The organism is Kineococcus esterisolvens (genome assembly GCF_050871405.1).
Taxonomy (GTDB): Bacteria; Actinomycetota; Actinomycetes; order Actinomycetales; family Kineococcaceae; genus Kineococcus.
This window is the reverse complement of record NZ_JBJLRI010000149.1, coordinates 1-1,425: the sequence shown is the minus strand read 5'-3', so window position 1 is coordinate 1,425 and position 1,425 is coordinate 1. Positions and strand designations below refer to the sequence as shown.

At 76.6% G+C, this 1,425-nt stretch carries 2 protein-coding genes; one reads left to right on the top strand and one right to left on the bottom strand.

What is annotated here, in order from left to right:
- Positions 1-355 precede the first annotated feature (355 nt).
- The gene (locus ACRYR8_RS21165; RefSeq protein WP_432486237.1) at positions 356-622 is read left to right on the top strand and encodes a helix-turn-helix domain-containing protein; all 267 of its coding nucleotides are present in this window, start codon (positions 356-358) and stop codon (positions 620-622) included.
- A 149-nt stretch (positions 623-771) separates the two neighbouring features.
- Here ACRYR8_RS21165 and ACRYR8_RS21160 read toward each other — a convergent pair whose 3' ends face one another.
- Positions 772-1,131 (bottom strand): hypothetical protein, encoded by a 360-nt coding sequence (locus ACRYR8_RS21160; RefSeq protein ID WP_432486235.1) that lies wholly within the window; start codon positions 1,129-1,131, stop codon positions 772-774.
- Positions 1,132-1,425 lie beyond the last annotated feature (294 nt).

Sequence of the window (1,425 nt, the reverse complement as noted above, 5' to 3'; positions counted from 1 at the left end):
GGGGGGCGCCCGCCGCGCGGGGGGGGCCGAAGCATACAAAAAAAACAACCGCCCCCCCCCACCCGCGGGGGGGGGGGGGGGGGGGGGGGGGGGGGGGGGGCCCCCCCCCCCGCTGCAGCCCTGGCGGGCTGCGCCGGCGCGCTAGGGCGCACCGGCACCGGACTCGTCGTGCTGTGCGGGCAATCGCGGAAAGCCGGGTGCGCTGGTGGAGGCGTTTCTACGTGTCGTCAGGGTGCCTTGACGGCTTGCTGAGCCGTCAAGGAGTCTTGACGGCATGGTGGATGGGGTGGTGCGAGCGGACACAGCCGCGGGTACGAGTGCGGGCGTGAGTGGGGGTGTCGGTGAGGTGCGCTGGGTGCTGGATGAGCTGGTGGGCTCGGCGGCGGATCTGGCGCGGCGCTGGGACGCGCAGCGTGCGCTGGTGCAGGCGCGTGACGTGACCGATGACGCGGACGGGTACCTGCCCGATGATCTGCTGGTGCTGCGTGAGTTGCTCGAGCGGTTGCCGGCGGCGGTGGTCGGTGAGTTGCGGGCGCAGGGGGCGAGCTGGGCGGAGGTGGGGGCGGTGTTGCGCACCTCCAAGCAGGCCGCGCACGAGCGCTACGGGCGCGAGGGGCGCTGACTGCAGACGCGCTGACTGCAGAGACTGACCACGGCCGCTGACTGCAGACGCTGGTTGCAGGTGCCCGGCGCACGCCGTGGTGGGCTCGCGCCCTGGGGGGCGCGAGCCCACCACAGCGCGCGCCGGGCACCCACAGCCAGCGTCTGCAGTCAGCGCGCGTCGCGCCCGTAGCGCTCGTGCGCGGCCTGCTTGGAGGTGCGCAGCACCGCCCCCACCTCCGCCCAGCTCGCACCTTGCGCCCGCAGCTCCCCGGCCACCGCCGCCGGCAACCGCTCGAGCAACTCGCGCAGCACCAGCAGGTCGTCGGGCAGGTAGCCGTCCGCGTCGTCGGTGACGTCACGCGCCTGCGCCAGCGCACGCTGCGCGTCCCAGCGCCGCGCCAGATCCGCCGCCGAGCCCACCAGCTCATCCAGCACCCAGCGCACCTCACCCCCGCCGCTCACCACGCCCACCCCCGCGTCAGCTCCCGACGCCGCGCCCGCCACGCCGTCCGCCACCTCATCCACCACGTCGTCAAGACTCCTTGACGACTCGGCAAGCCGTCAAGGCACCCTGACGACACGCGGAAACACCGCCACCAGCGCACCCGACTTTTCGCGATCGCCCGCGCACCACGACGCCCCTCTGCCGGTGCGCTCAGCGCGCCGGCGCAGCCCGCAGGGCTGCAGCGGGGGGGGGGGGGCCCCCCCCCCCCCCCCCCCCCCCCCCCCCCCCCCCCCCCCCCCCCCCCCCCCCCCCCCCCCCCCCCCCCCCCCCCCCCCCCGGGCCCGCCGGGCCGCCCCACCCCCCCGAGGCTCGCCACA